The sequence below is a fragment of the Pantoea sp. BRR-3P genome, assembly GCF_039621635.1.
GTDB classification, from domain to species: domain Bacteria; phylum Pseudomonadota; class Gammaproteobacteria; order Enterobacterales; family Enterobacteriaceae; genus Pantoea; species Pantoea floridensis.
The window spans coordinates 3,878,885-3,894,192 of record NZ_CP155066.1; the positions used below are offsets into that span (position 1 = coordinate 3,878,885).

Annotated in this window: 12 protein-coding genes; 3 read left to right on the plus strand and 9 right to left on the minus strand. The window is 54.7% G+C overall.

Translation table 11 applies throughout. The features are described 5' to 3' along the window. Positions 1–17: 17 nt before the first annotated feature. From rffG to trxA, 7 genes are all read right to left on the minus strand, one after another. Complete coding sequence (gene rffG, locus AAGR08_RS17945; protein ID WP_345827506.1) at positions 18–1,094, minus strand: dTDP-glucose 4,6-dehydratase; 1,077 nt, start codon at positions 1,092–1,094, stop codon at positions 18–20. Then, the gene (gene wecC / locus AAGR08_RS17950; protein ID WP_345827508.1) at positions 1,091–2,350 is read right to left on the minus strand and encodes a UDP-N-acetyl-D-mannosamine dehydrogenase; all 1,260 of its coding nucleotides are present in this window, start codon (positions 2,348–2,350) and stop codon (positions 1,091–1,093) included. Before wecC ends, rffG begins: the two co-directional genes overlap by 4 nt. A gap of 2 nt (positions 2,351–2,352) precedes the next feature. Next, complete coding sequence (wecB, locus tag AAGR08_RS17955; protein ID WP_345827510.1) at positions 2,353–3,477, minus strand: UDP-N-acetylglucosamine 2-epimerase (non-hydrolyzing); 1,125 nt, start codon at positions 3,475–3,477, stop codon at positions 2,353–2,355. Between the two features lie 10 nt (positions 3,478–3,487). Beyond that, positions 3,488–4,537, minus strand: coding sequence for an ECA polysaccharide chain length modulation protein (gene wzzE, locus AAGR08_RS17960; RefSeq protein ID WP_097095363.1), 1,050 nt, complete (start codon positions 4,535–4,537; stop codon positions 3,488–3,490). Between the two features lie 35 nt (positions 4,538–4,572). Next, complete coding sequence (gene wecA, locus AAGR08_RS17965) at positions 4,573–5,649, minus strand: UDP-N-acetylglucosamine--undecaprenyl-phosphate N-acetylglucosaminephosphotransferase (protein WP_097095364.1); 1,077 nt, start codon at positions 5,647–5,649, stop codon at positions 4,573–4,575. A gap of 278 nt (positions 5,650–5,927) precedes the next feature. After that, positions 5,928–7,187 (minus strand): transcription termination factor Rho, encoded by a 1,260-nt coding sequence (gene rho / locus AAGR08_RS17970; protein WP_008105744.1) that lies wholly within the window; start codon positions 7,185–7,187, stop codon positions 5,928–5,930. Between the two features lie 345 nt (positions 7,188–7,532). After that, complete coding sequence (trxA, locus tag AAGR08_RS17975; protein WP_008105741.1) at positions 7,533–7,865, minus strand: thioredoxin TrxA; 333 nt, start codon at positions 7,863–7,865, stop codon at positions 7,533–7,535. A gap of 117 nt (positions 7,866–7,982) precedes the next feature. Between trxA and rhlB the strand changes: the two genes are divergently transcribed. Next, positions 7,983–9,278: an ATP-dependent RNA helicase RhlB gene (rhlB, locus tag AAGR08_RS17980; RefSeq protein WP_097095365.1), complete on the plus strand. Its 1,296-nt coding sequence runs from the start codon at positions 7,983–7,985 to the stop codon at positions 9,276–9,278. A gap of 7 nt (positions 9,279–9,285) precedes the next feature. Beyond that, the gene (gene gppA, locus AAGR08_RS17985) at positions 9,286–10,770 is read left to right on the plus strand and encodes a guanosine-5'-triphosphate,3'-diphosphate diphosphatase (protein WP_345829936.1); all 1,485 of its coding nucleotides are present in this window, start codon (positions 9,286–9,288) and stop codon (positions 10,768–10,770) included. A gap of 65 nt (positions 10,771–10,835) precedes the next feature. Here the strand turns inward: gppA and rep are convergent, their stop codons facing one another. Beyond that, positions 10,836–12,857: a DNA helicase Rep gene (gene rep / locus AAGR08_RS17990; protein WP_345827514.1), complete on the minus strand. Its 2,022-nt coding sequence runs from the start codon at positions 12,855–12,857 to the stop codon at positions 10,836–10,838. 72 nt (positions 12,858–12,929) lie between these two features. On the opposite strand from rep, the gene ppiC reads away from it, so the two are divergent. Next, positions 12,930–13,211, plus strand: a complete 282-nt coding sequence (gene ppiC, locus AAGR08_RS17995; RefSeq protein WP_008105734.1) for a peptidylprolyl isomerase PpiC — start codon at positions 12,930–12,932, stop codon at positions 13,209–13,211. On the opposite strand, the gene AAGR08_RS18000 is transcribed toward ppiC, so the two are convergent. Beyond that, complete coding sequence (locus tag AAGR08_RS18000) at positions 13,212–15,272, minus strand: AsmA family protein (RefSeq protein WP_097095369.1); 2,061 nt, start codon at positions 15,270–15,272, stop codon at positions 13,212–13,214. Between the last annotated feature and the right edge of the window lie 36 nt (positions 15,273–15,308).

The following is a 15,308-nucleotide window of genomic DNA, read 5'->3' on the forward strand; positions in this document are numbered from 1 at the left end:
TCCTTCTGAATTGGGTTTTAGCGCGGCGTGGCCAGGCCCAGACGCTCGCCGCGATAGCTGCCATTAAGAATCGCCTGCCACCATTGTGGGTTCGCCAGGTACCACTGCACGGTTTTGCGGATACCGCTCTCAAAGGTTTCCTGCGGCGTCCAGCCCAGCTCGCGCGCAATTTTGCTGGCGTCAATGGCGTAACGCTGGTCGTGGCCGGGACGATCGCTCACAAAGGTAATCAAGTCCCGATAGCACGACAGCTGTGGTGCACGCCGCTGTGGGGCCAGTTCATCCAGCAAATCACACAGGGTTTCCACCACCTCAAGATTCCGTCGCTCGTTATGACCGCCGATATTATAGGTTTCACCCACTTTGCCGCTGCTGACCACGCAATAAAGCGCCCGCGCGTGGTCTTCCACATAGAGCCAGTCACGAATCTGGCTGCCGTTGCCGTATACCGGCAGCGGTTTACCTGCCAGCGCATTAATGATGGTGAGCGGGATCAGCTTCTCAGGAAAATGATATGGGCCGTAATTGTTGGAACAGTTGGTAACGATCACCGGCAAACCATAGGTACGCAGCCAGGCGCGCACCAGATGATCGCTGCTGGCCTTGGTCGCCGAATACGGGCTGCTGGGCGCATACGGCGTGGTTTCGGTAAAGAAATCGTCGCTGCCGTGCAGGTCGCCAAACACTTCATCGGTAGAGATGTGATGGAGAATGAAGCCCTTTTTGCGCTCATCCACCATGTTATTCCAGTAATGCCGCGCCGCTTCCAGCAGTTGATAGGTGCCGACGATATTGGTTTCGATGAAGGCAATCGGACCATCAATCGAACGATCGACGTGACTTTCCGCCGCCAGATGCATGATGCAATCTGGCTGGTACTGCGTCATCACGCGATCCAGCTCGGCGCGATCGCAAATATCCACCTGCTCGAAGGCGAAACGCGTGTTCTGCTGCACCGGCGCCAGCGAGGCCAGATTGCCAGCGTAACTCAGCTTATCGACCACCACCACGCGATGCTCAGTGTTTTCAAGCAGAAAACGCACCAACGCCGAGCCGATAAATCCTGCGCCGCCGGTCACCAAAAACTGTTTCATCGCCAGACGCCTTTGGTATCAACAATCCACGGCTGGGTAATCTGTGCAGCCTCAACCGCGCGGAACTGCGCATGGTCAACCAGCATCACCAGAATATCCGCCTGTTGCAGCGCATCTTCGGTGGTGACCAGCGTGGCTTCGTGCGCCAGACGCTGCGGAATGGCCGTTACGTGCGGCTCAACCACCCAGGTTTGTCCGCTGTGCCATTCGGCAATCAGATGGGCAACGCTCATCGCCGGACTTTCGCGTAAATCATCAATATTCGGTTTGAAGGCCAGACCAAAGCAGGCAATGGTGATATCGCTGGCACGTTTACCGCTGGCGGTGAGGCATTCGGCCAAAGCCTGTTTTACCTGGTCCAGCACCCAACCCGGTTTGGCATCATTCACTTCACGTGCGGTGCGAATCAGCCGCGCCTGTTCTGGATTTTGCGCCACGATAAACCAGGGATCGACGGCAATGCAGTGCCCGCCAACGCCCGGCCCAGGCTGCAGAATATTGACGCGCGGATGGCGATTCGCCAGCGCAATCAGTTCCCACACGTTGATGCCTTGCTCTGCACAGATCAGCGACAGCTCATTAGCAAAAGCGATATTCACATCGCGGAAGCTATTTTCCGTCAGTTTGCACATCTCGGCGGTACGCGCATGGGTTTCCACGCATGCACCACGCAGGAAAATGCGATACAGCTCGCTGGCGCGCGCAGAACAGGCTGGCGTCATGCCGCCAATCACGCGATCGTTTTCCAGCAGTTCGACCATCACTTTGCCGGGCAATACCCGTTCCGGGCAGTACGCGATAAACACATCGCACGCATCGCCGTGCTGCGGAAAACGCAGATCGGGACGCGCATCCGCGAGCCATTGCGCCATCTGCTCGGTTGCGCCGACTGGCGACGTCGATTCGAGAATCACCAGATCGCCCGTCTTTAATACGGGCGCAATGGACAACGCGGCGGCCTGCACGTAGCTGAGATCGGGCTGATGATCGCCGATAAACGGCGTGGGTACGGCAATCAGAAAAGCATCGGCGGCTTCGGCCTGCGTGGTGGCGCGCAGGTATCCGTCTCGCACCGCGTCGCGCACCACCTCACCCAGTTCGGGTTCAACGATGTGGATATCGCCGCGATTAATGGTTTCGACAGCGCGGCTATTAATATCCACGCCAACGACTTTTTTTCCCCGTGAGGCAAAAACGGCCGCCGTTGGCAGCCCAATATAGCCCAGTCCGATAACGGAAATGGTTTCAAAACGCATGGTTATACTCTGTGTTGTTTTAGGGCCTGCAAGATGCGCGCGCAGGCATGGCCATCGCCATAAGGGTTGTGCGCGCGGCTCATTGCCTGCCAGGCTTCATCGTCCTGCAACAGCAGGCTGACTTCCGCGACAATCTTACTGATATCGGTGCCCACCAGTTTCACCGTGCCTGCGTCCACGGCTTCCGGCCGCTCGGTGGTATCGCGCATCACCAGCACCGGCTTGCCGAGTGACGGTGCTTCTTCCTGAATGCCGCCGGAATCGGTCAGAATCAGCCATGAACGGTTCATCAGCCAGACAAACGGCAAATACTCCTGCGGCTCAATCAGAATGATGTTTTCGATACCGCTGAGAATGCGGTTTACCGGCTCGCTGACATTGGGATTGAGGTGCACCGGATAGACGATTTGCACCTGCGGATGCTGGCGTGCAATTTGCGCTAGCGCGCTGCAGATGCGTTCGAAGCCGTCGCCAAAACTTTCGCGACGATGGCCCGTAACCAGAATCAGCTTTTTATCGGCGTCAAGGAACGGATAGCGCGCGGCCAAGCGAGCATTGAGATCCGCATCATCCAATACGCGATCGCGTACCCACAGCAGCGCATCAATCACCGTATTGCCAGTAACGAAAATGCGAGCATCCGGCAGGTTCTCACGCAGCAGATTTTGCCGCGAATTTTCCGTCGGGGTGAAGTGGTAGCTCGCCAGGTGGCCAGTCAATGTGCGGTTGGCCTCTTCTGGCCACGGCGACATCAGGTTGCCGGTACGCAGCCCGGCTTCCACGTGACCCACGGGAATCTGGTGGTAAAACGCCGCCAGGCTGGCGGCAAAAGTGGTGGTGGTATCGCCATGCACCAACACCACATCCGGCTGAAAGTCGGCCAGCACGGTTTTCATGCCCTGCAAAATGCGGCTGGTAATCTCCGTCAGCCCTTGCTCCGGACGCATGATGTTCAGGTCATAATCAGGTTGCAGCTGAAACAGACGCAGCACCTGATCGAGCATTTCTCGATGCTGTGCAGTAACGCATAAGCGTGACTCGAACGCAGCATCCTGCGCCAGCGCCTGCACCAGCGGAGCCATTTTGATCGCTTCAGGACGCGTGCCAAATACGGTCAGAACTTTCACGTGGCTTCTCTTAATGGCTCGATGGTAACGTTGAACGCGGACGTCGCACCAGCGCCACTCCCGCACCGACCAGCGCGCCAATGGCGCCCCACATGATCATCATAAACAGACGACGCGGACTATCACGCGAAACCGGCTCTTCCGGCGTGCGCAAATAACGATAGGTCTGGAACTGTTTGTCCAGACGCGGCCCCGCCTGCAGCGTACTCAGCATCGCCTTGTTTTGATCATAGCTTAAATCATAAGCAGGTCCGCTGGCCTGTAACGTGTCGAGCTGCGCCTGTAACATTTGCTGGCCAAGCAAGAAGCGATCGCTGTCTGGTAGCGCCTCACCCGTAGCCGGCGCACGATTCTCTTTAATGCCCTGTTCATCGGCCACCTTCAGCGCCTGCACAATACGCTGACGTTGACGTTCAAACACCGCCTGCGCCACTTCTTCCTGACGCGTGACCTGCGCCTGCAGTTGTATGTTGCGCGCCTGCCAGGCGCCTTTTAGCTCCGCATTCAAATGGCGTGCCGCACGTTCGCTGGCATAGGCAATATATTGGCGTAGCAAATTATTGGCATCACCGGCAGTTTCGGCGACCAGCTTGATGTTATCTAACACATTGCGCGCCGGATCGGCCGCCGTGAACTGGATGTTGGTGATTAAGTCATCGAGCAGCGCCGCATCATTGTGCGCGTTGCCGCTTTTACGACTTTTGTAGTAATCGGTCTGCTGCCAGAAATCACGACGCGTATCCCATGATGCCAGCTGCATTGTGAACTCTTGATAAACCTCATCCATAACGGTTGGGGCTGGCGAACTGAGATTGAGCGTATTGGTGCGGACATCCAGATTATTGAGAAATTGCTGCTGCACAAAGAAATCACCCAACATATTCACCGTAGGACGATCGGTGACTGCCGTGGTGCTCCACGCCTGCTTCATCAACATCGAGGCCAGCCACGCAAACAGCGCAAACAGCAGCGCCAGGCCAACAATCCAGCGCTTGCCACGCCACAGCGTACAGCCGAGGCCTCGCACATCCAGTTCGTTTTCTACAACCACAGAGGTCATAACAAAAATCCTTATCAGGGTACTTTCTGGGTAATTTATTTTTTATCTTCGCTGCTGCTTTGCCAGCGACGTTTTATGCGACGGATTTTGCGCGCTACACGCCATGCGTGCTTCAGGCAATAGCCGTAAAGGAGAAACGCCATCAGGAACAGCACCAGCATCACCCATTCCGGGATAAAGGCCAGATATTCACCGAGCACGCCAATACCGGCCAGGATCGCCGCGGCCACGGTAATCAGCAAAAATGCCTGACGTGAAGTGAAGCCGGCGCGCATGATCAAATGATGAATGTGTTGGCGATCGGCAGAAAACGGGCTCATGCCTTTCCGCAAACGCCGATACATAATCGCCACCATATCCATCAGCGGAATGGCAATCAGCCACAGCGCAGTAACCGGCGTGATCGGATGGCTTAAACCCTGGGTGGTTTCCAGCAAGATCCAGATGATAGTGAAACCGATCATGGTGCTACCGGCATCGCCCATAAACACTTTATAGCGGCGGCCAATCAAACCGAGATTGAGCAGAATATAAGGAATGGTGGCGGCGATCATCGCAAAACACCACATGGCGAGGCTGGTTTGGCCATCGAAGTAGAGAATAATACCTATCGCGGCGAAGGTAACGCTGGAGAGGCCGCCGAGCAGGCCATCAATTCCATCCACCATATTAAACGCATTGATCGCGGCCCACACGGCGAACAGCGTTAATACATAGCCAAAGGGGCCAACGATTAACTCTACCGGGCCGATAATAAATCCGAGGCTGAGCAAATAGAGTTTGGCACCCACCATCATCACAATGGCGACCACCGCCTGCACCAGCGCACGAATTTTGACGCTGATATCAAAACGATCGTCAAGAGCTCCTACCAATACCAACACGCCCGCACAGCTCAGATAGAGCATCGCGTGCGGTAAATAATAATTTGAGATGGCAAAAGCGAAGCAGATACCCGCGTACACAGAAATACCACCCACTAACGGAATGGCGCCATGGTGTCTTTTTCTGGAGTTTGGAGTGTCCACTAGCCCAATTTTTTTAGCTGCTTTGCGAGCAAAAAACAGGAACACTAAAGTAAAAAGAAAAACTAAACCAAGCTCAGTACTCATAGTGAGTAAATTCACGTTCATGCTCTCAGCTAAAATCGTGGTCAACAATAGGCAAAACACCCGCTATTGCCGTATATCCCTATTCCGAATTCTGCTGCAGAAAAGTCTGATTGCTGAAAAAACAAGCAAATATCTGCCACAGTCAAAATAAATGCTTCCTGACTGGGCTCATCCTAATGCCCATAAATAAAAAACGCCACGTTAAGACGTGGCGTTAGCAATAATTCCTGGCAAATTGTGCGAATCACCGCTTGGCTTAGCGGGTCGCCACCTGCGACTTACGAACGCTTCATCATATCGAAGAATTCGTCGTTGGTTTTGGTCATTGCCAGTTTATTGATGAGGAATTCCATCGCATCGATTTCACCCATTGGATGGATGATTTTGCGCAGGATCCACATCTTCTGCAGCTCTTCCTGCGTGGTGAGCAGCTCTTCTTTACGCGTACCAGAACGATTGTAATCGATCGCTGGGAATACGCGTTTCTCGGCGATTTTACGCGAGAGGTGCAGTTCCATGTTACCTGTACCTTTAAACTCTTCGTAAATCACTTCGTCCATCTTCGAACCGGTATCAACCAGCGCGGTTGCGATGATGGTCAGGCTGCCGCCCTCCTCCACGTTACGTGCCGCACCGAAGAAACGCTTCGGACGATGCAGGGCGTTCGCATCCACACCACCGGTCAGGACTTTACCTGATGCGGGAACCACGGTGTTGTAGGCACGCGCCAGACGGGTGATGGAATCGAGCAGGATGATCACATCTTTTTTGTGCTCAACCAGGCGCTTAGCCTTCTCGATCACCATCTCAGCGACCTGTACGTGGCGTGAAGCTGGCTCATCAAAGGTAGAAGCGATGACTTCACCTTTAACCAGACGCTGCATCTCGGTCACTTCTTCCGGACGTTCGTCAATCAGCAGCACCATCAACAGGCAATCTGGATAGTTGTAGGCAATGCTCTGCGCGATGTTCTGCAGCAGCATGGTTTTACCGGCTTTCGGCGGTGCCACGATCAGACCACGCTGGCCACGACCAATTGGGGAAGCCAGGTCCAGCACGCGTGCTGTCAGGTCTTCAGTCGAGCCGTTACCGCGCTCCATACGCATACGCTTGCTGGCATGCAATGGCGTGAGGTTTTCGAACAGAATCTTGTTGCGCGCGTTTTCCGGCTTGTCGTAGTTAACTTCGTTAACTTTCAACAGCGCAAAATAGCGTTCACCTTCTTTTGGCGGGCGAATCTTGCCAGAAATGGTGTCACCAGTGCGGAGGTTGAAGCGGCGGATTTGGCTGGGAGAAACGTAGATATCATCGGGACCGGCGAGGTAGGAGCTGTCTCCAGAACGGAGGAAACCAAATCCGTCCTGCAGTATCTCCAGCACACCATCACCAAAGATGTCTTCGCCGCTTTTTGCGTGCTGTTTCAGGATAGAGAAAATAATATCCTGCTTGCGCATACGCGCCTGGTTTTCCAGCCCCATATTTTCGCCGAGGGTAATCAGCTCAGAAACCGGCGTATTCTTTAATTCGGTAAGATTCATAGTGATGGGTTCTTAAACTCGGGGTAATTCTCGAAATGATTGTCGTGAGTGGTATGGCAAAAATTCCATGCCTGTTAATGGCTCTTTTTCAACTCAGCTCGACGATTATCGTCAGATGTGGCGATAGGAAACGAGGAGACGGTCGAAAGATGATGCCGAATGTGCTAGTCATCAGATTGCCAAACCACGATAACGTTCATTGCGAGTAGGGTCTGACAAGGGAAAACTTAGATGCAAACTACAAGGTAAGAGCGTAATGCAGTGAACTCAACTTAACACGCTTAAAGTGAGACGTCCAGCAGTGGCGAAAAAATTCACCACTGCGGAACAAACACCGCGCCGGGCTTAGGCCAGGTTAGCGTTCAGAAACTCTTTCAACTGCCCTTTAGACAGTGCACCAACCTTGGTTGCCGCCACTTCGCCGTTCTTGAACAGCAGCAGAGTTGGAATACCGCGGATGCCATATTTAGGCGCTGTACCCGGGTTGTCATCAATGTTCAATTTCGCGATGGTAAGCTTACCTTCGTACTCTTCGGCGACTTCGTCGAGGATTGGGGCGATCATTTTGCAAGGACCACACCATTCAGCCCAGAAATCTACCAGAGTGACACCGTCTGCTTTCAGTACGTCTGTGTCGAAACTGTCATCGGTCAAGTGAACGATCTTATCGCTGCTCATGTTTAACTCCAAAAGATTGTGCCTGGCGAATCGGCGGAAATTATACCAACGTAGGTTGACTTTATTTCATCGGATACGCTTTCGTAAAGCGCTAGTAAGCTGATATTCTACCACACTATGAGCAAAACACACTTAACTGAACAGAAGTTTTCCGACTTCGCCCTGCACCCTCAGGTGATAGAAGCCCTTGATACTAAAGGCTTTAGCCACTGCACGCCTATACAGGCGCTCGCGTTGCCTCTTACGCTTACAGGGCGTGATGTTGCGGGTCAGGCGCAAACCGGTACCGGCAAAACGATGGCGTTCCTGACGTCAACGTTTCATTATCTTCTTTCTCATCCTGCCGCAGAAGGTCGCCAGATTAATCAGCCACGTGCGCTGATCATGGCCCCAACGCGTGAGCTCGCCGTACAAATTCATGCTGATGCAGAGCCGTTAGCGAAGGTCACTGGCTTAAAGCTGGGCCTGGCTTATGGTGGCGACGGCTACGATAAACAGTTGAAAGTATTGGCAGATGGCGTCGACATTCTGGTGGGCACCACCGGACGTTTGATCGACTATGCCAAGCAGAACCATGTCAACCTGGGCGCCATTCAGGTTGTTGTGCTGGATGAAGCCGATCGCATGTTCGATCTCGGCTTTATTAAAGATATCCGTTGGCTGTTCCGCCGCATGCCGCCGGCCACCCAACGCCTGAGTATGTTGTTCTCTGCCACCTTATCTTACCGCGTACGTGAACTGGCGTTTGAGCACATGAACAACGCCGAATACGTGGAAGTGGAACCGGAGCAGAAAACCGGCCATCGCATCAAAGAAGAGCTTTTCTATCCTTCTAATGAAGAGAAAATGCGCTTGCTGCAGACGCTGGTTGAGGAAGAGTGGCCCGATCGCGCGATTATCTTCGCTAACACCAAGCATCGTTGTGAAGACATTTGGGGCCATCTGGCTGCCGACGGTCACCGCGTTGGTCTGCTGACTGGCGACGTGGCACAGAAAAAACGTCTGCGTATCCTCGACGATTTCACCAAAGGTGATGTGGATATCCTGGTTGCCACCGATGTGGCCGCACGTGGTTTGCATATTCCTGCGGTCACGCATGTGTTCAACTACGATCTGCCTGACGATCGTGAAGACTACGTACACCGCATTGGCCGTACGGGCCGCGCCGGTGCCAGCGGTCACTCCATCAGCCTCGCGTGTGAAGAGTACGCGCTGAACCTGCCAGCGATTGAAGAGTACATTGGTCACGGTATTCCGGTGAGCAAGTACAACAGCGACGCGTTGCTGAACGAGCTGCCACCGCCGAAGCGCCTGCAACGCAGTCGCTCAGGAAACGGTCCACGCCGTGGCGGGAACAACAGCAACCGTCGTAGTGGCGCACCGCGCAATAGCAACCGTAAACGTTCGGGTTAAGCACACCATGCTAAGCGCATCGTCACTCTATGCAGCGATTGATTTAGGTTCTAACAGCTTTCATATGTTGGTGGTGCGCGAAGTGTCTGGCAGTATTCAGACCGTCGCGCGGATAAAACGCAAAGTGCGTCTGGCCGCGGGCCTCGACAAAGCCAATCATCTCTCTGCAGAGGCGATGCAACGTGGCTGGCAGTGTCTGAAGTTGTTCTCTGAACAGCTTCAGGATATTCCCCCAGAGCAAATCCGCGTGGTAGCAACCGCCACGCTGCGCATTGCAGAAAATGCGCAGGATTTCCTCATTACCGCTGAACAGATTCTTGGCTGCCCGGTGAATGTCATCAGCGGCGAAGAAGAAGCGCGCCTGATCTATCAAGGCGTGGCGCACACCACCGGCGGTTCCGATCAGCGTTTAGTGGTGGATATCGGCGGCGGCAGCACCGAACTGGTGACAGGCGAAGGCTCGCATGCCACCACGCTATTTAGCTTGTCAATGGGCTGCGTCACCTGGCTTGAACGCTACTTCAGCGATCGTCATCTGGCGAAAGAGAATTTCGAGCAGGCCGAACTGGCCGCACGCGAGATGATTCGTCCAGTGGCAGCGGCGCTGCGTGAGAAAGGCTGGCAAATCTGCGTGGGTGCATCCGGCACTGTGCAGGCGTTGCAGGAAATCATGGTGGCACAGGGCATGGATGAACGCATCACCCTGAGCAAGCTGCAACAGCTGAAGCAACGCGCCATTCAATGCGGCAAGCTGGAAGAGCTGGAAATTGAAGGATTAACGCTGGAACGCGCGCTGGTGTTCCCCAGCGGCCTATCGATCCTCATCGCTATCTTCCAGGAGCTGGGTATTGAAGGCATGACGTTGGCTGGCGGCGCACTGCGGGAAGGTTTGGTGTACGGCATGCTGCATCTGCCAGTGGATCGCGATATCCGCAGCCGCACGCTGCAAAATGTGCAGCGCCGTTTTGTCATTGATATTGAGCAGGCTGGTCGGGTGCGTCAGCTAGCAGAGAGTTTCTTTCGTCAGGTGAGCAGCAGCTGGAAGCTGGATAACCGATGTCGCGATCTGCTTCTCAGCGCCTGTTCGATTCACGAAATTGGCCTGAGCGTCGATTTCCGTCAGGCACCGCAGCACGCCGCTTACCTGATTCGTCATCTTGATCTTCCCGGCTTCACTCCCGCACAGAAAAAAATGCTGGCCTGTCTGCTACAGAATCAAAGCGGCAGCATTGATTTGGCCTTGCTGACGCAGCAGAACGCCGTCCCGCCGCGCATGGCGGAGCGTTTAAGCCGTTTGCTGCGTTTAGCGATAATCTTCTCGAGCCGTCGACGCGATGACACCCTGCCCGCCGTGCGTTTGCAGGCGGATGATGATGCGTTGCATCTGACGCTGCCAGCCGGTTGGCGTGAAGCGCACCCGCTGCGTTCTGAGCTGCTGGAGCAGGAAAGCCACTATCAATCTTACGTGCACTGGCTGCTGACGATTTCCTGATGGTCAGGCGGCATCAATGCCGCCCCTACAATCGACGTAGGGTCGCCATTCATGGCGCCCCTTCTTCAACCCTTCTTCGCGTTCTCCAGCATCGCTCTTAACCCAGCAACGCGCGTCTGTCCGGTTTTCGCCCGCTCTTCTGCGCTCACCACTTTTTTCTCGCGCTCCCATACCACATCATCCTGCGGCAGCTCCAGCAGGAAACGGCTGGGTTCCGGGCGCATCAGCTCGCCATACTGCCGGCGCTCGCGGCATAGCGTAAAGGTCAGCTCTTTCTGCGCGCGCGTAATGCCCACATAGGCCAGACGCCGCTCTTCTTCGATATTGTTCTCATCAATGCTGCTCTGGTGCGGCAATAACCCCTCTTCCATGCCAACCAGATAGACATAAGGGAACTCCAGCCCTTTCGACGCGTGCAGCGTCATCAGCTGTACCTGATCGAGCTCCTCGTCGCTCTCACCGCGCTCCATCATGTCGCGCAGCGTAAAGCGCGTAACCACCTGCGCCAGCGTCATCGGCTCGTTCAGCTCATCGCCTCCCAGCATTTCGGTCATCCACTGGAACAGCAGATTAACGTTTTTCATGCGCATCTCGGCCGCTTTCGGGCTGGGCGAGGTCTCAAACAGCCAGCTTTCGTAATCAATGCCGCGTATCAGGTCACGCACTGCGTTGACCGGTTCACGTTCGGTCAGTTGAATGATGTCGTTCAGCCAGTGTGTGAAGCGCTGCAAATGCTCCAGCCCACGTCCGCTCAAAGTTTGCTCCAGCCCCATATCGAAGCTGGCGTGATACAGGCTCTTATTGCGCAGGTTGGCCCATTCGCCCAGCTTCTGCAGCGTTGCCGGGCCAATCTCCCGGCGCGGCGTATTCACAATGCGCAGAAACGCGCTGTCATCTTCCTGATTGGTCAGCACGCGCAGGTAAGCCAGTAAATCTTTGATTTCTGGACGCGAGAAGAACGACGTGCCGCCAGAGATGCGATAGGGAATACGGTTCTGCATCAGCTGCTTTTCAAACACGCGCGACTGATGGTTGCCGCGGTAGAGAATGGCGTAATCCTTGTAAGCGGTTTTATTGATAAAGTGATGGGCAATCAGCTCGCCCGCCACGCGTTCCGCTTCGTGGTCTTCGTTATTGGCGCTCAGCACCTTCAGCTCGCTGCCCTGCCCCAATTCGGAGAACAGGCGCTTCTCAAACACGTGCGGATTGTTAGCGATAAGGATGTTGGCGGATTTCAGGATGCGCTGCGTTGAGCGGTAATTTTGCTCCAGCTTCACCACTTCCAGCGCCGGGAAATCCTGTTGCAGCAGCACCAGGTTTTGCGGCCGCGCACCGCGCCATGAGTAAATTGACTGATCGTCATCGCCCACCACGGTAAAGCGCGCTCGTGCGCCCACCAGCAGCTTCACCAGCTCGTATTGGCTGGTGTTGGTGTCCTGATATTCATCCACCAGCAGATAGCGAATGCGCTGCTGCCAGCGTTCACGCACTTCCTGATTGCGCTGCAACAGCAGCGTTGGCAGCGCAATTAAATCGTCGAAATCCAGCACGTTGCAGGATTTCAAATGCTGATCATACAGCTGATAACAGTGGGCGAAAATCTGGTCGCGCTGCGATTTGGCCAAACCCGCTGCGCCCTGCGGATCAACCAGATCGTTCTTCCAGTTGGAAATAGTGGAAATCAGCTGCTGTAACAGCGTTTTATCTTCTTCCAGCCACTGTTTGGTCAGGTCTTTCAACAGCGCCAGCTGATCCTGATCGTCGAACAGCGAAAAGCTCGCTTTCATCCCCAGCGCTTTGTATTCACGCTTGATGATCTCCAGACCCAGCGTATGGAAGGTTGAAATCATCAGGCCGCGCGCCTCTTTGCGCCCCAGCGTTTGCGCCACACGCTCTTTCATCTCGCGTGAGGCTTTATTGGTAAAGGTCACCGCGGCAATATGGCGCGCCTGATAGCCGCATTCGCGGATCAGATGAGCAATTTTATTGGTAATAACGCGCGTTTTACCTGAGCCCGCACCGGCCAGCACCAGGCAAGGACCGGTGACAAATTCGACAGCTCGTTGTTGGCCGGGATTTAAACGCATAACGGAATTCGCTCAGTTGGATCAAAAGAAAGGAGGGTATAATGGCCGGATTATACACATTAGGATGACATCATGGCGAAAACCGCGGCGGCTTTACATATCCTCGTGAAAGAGGAAGCGCAGGCTAAATCTCTGCTGGCGCAGCTTGAAAAAGGCGCAAACTTCCAGCAGTTGGCTAAAAAGCACTCTACCTGTCCATCAGGTCGTAACGGCGGCGATTTGGGTGAGTTTCGTAAAGGGCAGATGGTACCGGCCTTTGATAAGGCGGTCTTCTCCTGTCCGCTGTTGCAGCCCTACGGACCGGTGAAAACCGCCTTTGGTTACCACATCATCAAAGTACTGTGGCGTAACTGATTACTTCTGATTCTTCATCTGCTGTAGCACGTTGCTACACTGGTTCTCTTCATTATCGCTGGGTGAAACCAGCGCCAAAAGCGCTGCGGCTGGCGCAACCACCGCACCAAGAGCGACCGCTGCAGCACCGCGAGCGATGAGCGGCCCGGCTTTCACACCGGCATCCGGATTTTTAAAGGTACCGCGCACATAGAGCGGTGAACGCAGCGTGATGATGCGAATACCTTTACTCTCCGGATTGATCGACAAATCCATGCGTTCGTTAGCGAAGTTGACGTTGCCGGTGACGTTGATGACCGCATTCTCGGTATCCAGCAAGAATAGCTTCGGCGTCGCCAGGCCCTGACGAATATTCAGATCGGTAGCCGCACAGTTGATTTTCACCTCATCATCACCGAACAGTTTACCCACCACATAGTTACCGACGTTCAGCCCAGCAATCTCCATCAGGCTTCGGCTAATCAGACCATCATTCATCAGCAGCTTTAGTTCACCATCGCTGGTGCCCAACAAATCGGCCACCGAATTACCGGTACCGCTCAGGGTCGCGTCACCGTTAAGTTGGCCCAAACTGTTTTGCATAGCAGTGACATTCGGGAACAGCTGACGCAGGCGCAGCTTACGCGCATGCAGATCGGCGCGTCCGCGCATTGGGCTGCGATCGCCTTCCAGATGAATGGTGGAGTTGATACTGCCGCCCGCCATACCGAAGCGCAGCGGATCGAGCAGCAGATCGCCGTTCTTCAGCTGCACATGGGTATAAAGATCGCTGAGTGGCAGCTTGCTGCTGTGTTCAATGCGTTTACCACTGAACTTCACGTCAGCGTCCATCACGTCCCAGCTTTTGGTATCGAACTTATCATGCGGCAATACGCGATCGGCGGGCTGCGTCGAGGCCTCACCGCGCTGCGCTTTCGCCTGCTGCGTTTTGTCGCTGCCTTTACCCGAATCAACGCCAATCAACGGCCCCAAATCGGCCATGCGCAGCTGGTTCGAGGTGAGTTCACCGGTAAGCGTTGGACGCGGTTTGCCCTGACGATAAATGAGCGAGCCGTGAATATCACTGTCACCAATATGACCATTGAACTTCTCATAGCGGAACAGCGGCCCTTTATCCTCGTTGAAGCGCGCAATCAAATGACCATCGGTTTCATACGGCGGCGTATCCGGCAACAGCACGCCCGTGAGGCCATACAGATTCGCCAGCGTGTCGCCGGAGAAGCGCAGGCGCACATCCAGCCCGCCGAGATTGAGCGGATCCTGCAAGGTGCCATCAAGGCGCACCCGCGTGCTGCCGTTGCGGACATCCACCTGCAGCGGGAACGGCGTGGTTTTGCTGCGCAGCGATAACATGCCGCCAATTTTACCGTCGCCATCCAGTTTTTGGTTGTTGTAGGTGCCGCTCGCCTTCCAGCCGAAGACAAAATCACCCGCCCCTTTTTGCTGGTCGTTACCGCCCGCAACCTGCGCGTAGGGGACCGGTTTCCCCAGCGGATTGATCGTCACCGTAACATCGGCTTTATTGATGGCATCGCGATACTGCACCTGCCCCTGATCAAACAAGATGTTATCGAGGCGGAATGACCAGGCAGAAGGCGCTGCATTTGCATCGCTGTTTCCGCTGCTGGCAAGATCGAAGGTCCAGTTGTTCTTTTTGTCGGCGGTCTGCACCAGACGTGCGTCCGGCTGCTGCATCTTAATCCACGGCAGATAGATCTGCTTATGCAGCAGCGCCAGCGGCGCAATAGTCGCTTCTACCCGCTGTAAGTGCACCATGGTGACATCCGGAACGGTCGGCGGATTACCGAGCATCACATCATCAGCATGCACCTGCGGCCATGGCACCCAGCTGCGCCAGCCAGGCTCTTCACGGTTGCGCACCCAAGCCACGCCAAGATCGCCGCGAATGGCGAAAGGACGATTCAGTTCAGCTGAAACTTTTTGATTAATCGTTGGTTTGAGACGATTCCAGTCAAAGGTGGCGATGATCACCACAATCAACACTACCAATAACAAAAAAATCCCGACCACCCAGCTCAGGATCTTTCGAGTACGTGACATATTGCTTCCTCCATGCCCTTCCACGTCTCACTAAGG

Bases quoted from the DNA above. Each gene is read 5' to 3' on its own strand.
- rhlB (WP_097095365.1), top strand. From the start codon at position 7,983: ATGAGCAAAACACACTTAACTGAACAGAAGTTTTCCGACTTCGCCCTG.
- rffG (WP_345827506.1), bottom strand. From the start codon at position 1,094: ATGAAACAGTTTTTGGTGACCGGCGGCGCAGGATTTATCGGCTCGGCG.
- rho (WP_008105744.1), bottom strand. From the start codon at position 7,187: ATGAATCTTACCGAATTAAAGAATACGCCGGTTTCTGAGCTGATTACC.
- trxA (WP_008105741.1), bottom strand. From the start codon at position 7,865: ATGAGCAGCGATAAGATCGTTCACTTGACCGATGACAGTTTCGACACA.
- AAGR08_RS18000 (WP_097095369.1), bottom strand. From the start codon at position 15,272: ATGTCACGTACTCGAAAGATCCTGAGCTGGGTGGTCGGGATTTTTTTG.
- wzzE (WP_097095363.1), bottom strand. From the start codon at position 4,537: ATGACCTCTGTGGTTGTAGAAAACGAACTGGATGTGCGAGGCCTCGGC.
- wecC (WP_345827508.1), bottom strand. From the start codon at position 2,350: ATGCGTTTTGAAACCATTTCCGTTATCGGACTGGGCTATATTGGGCTG.
- rep (WP_345827514.1), bottom strand. From the start codon at position 12,857: ATGCGTTTAAATCCCGGCCAACAACGAGCTGTCGAATTTGTCACCGGT.
- ppiC (WP_008105734.1), top strand. From the start codon at position 12,930: ATGGCGAAAACCGCGGCGGCTTTACATATCCTCGTGAAAGAGGAAGCG.
- gppA (WP_345829936.1), top strand. From the start codon at position 9,286: ATGCTAAGCGCATCGTCACTCTATGCAGCGATTGATTTAGGTTCTAAC.
- wecA (WP_097095364.1), bottom strand. From the start codon at position 5,649: ATGAGTACTGAGCTTGGTTTAGTTTTTCTTTTTACTTTAGTGTTCCTG.